The sequence below is a fragment of the Aquitalea sp. ASV11 genome, from assembly GCF_016429185.1.
GTDB classification, from domain to species: Bacteria; Pseudomonadota; Gammaproteobacteria; order Burkholderiales; family Chromobacteriaceae; genus Aquitalea; species Aquitalea pelogenes.
Window position 1 is genome coordinate 1 of the sequence record NZ_JAELUD010000189.1, and the last position, 367, is coordinate 367.

1 protein-coding gene is annotated in these 367 nt (G+C 73.0%); it reads right to left on the reverse strand.

Annotation, left to right across the window (positions count from 1 at the left end; translation table 11 throughout):
* The coding region (locus tag JHD62_RS21635) for a hypothetical protein (RefSeq protein ID WP_199104603.1) at window positions 1-355 on the reverse strand (355 nt) is incomplete at its 3' end.
* Window positions 356-367 lie beyond the last annotated feature (12 nt).

A 367-nucleotide genomic window follows, 5' to 3' on the forward strand; every position in this document is an offset into this window, starting at 1 on the left:
GCCAGACATGCGCCCACTCGGCCCGGTCTTCGCGCCCGGCCAGCCATTGCGCGCCAAGGCGCACGAGATCGCCGAACGTCAGCCCTTCGGGCAGGGCCTCGCGCTGCGCCAGCAAGGCTCGCCAGACATGCGCCCACTCGGCCCGGTCTTCGCGCCCGGCCAGCCATTGCGCGCCAAGGCGCAAGAGATCGCCGAACGTCAGCCCTTCGGGCAGGGCCTCGCGCTGCGCCAGCAAGGCTCGCCAGACGTGGCTCCACTCGGCCCGGTCTTCGCGCCCGGCCAGCCAGTGCGCGCCAAGGCGCAAGAGATCGCCGAACGTCAGCCCTTCGGGCAGGGCCTCGCGCTGCGCCAGCAAGGCTCGCCAGAC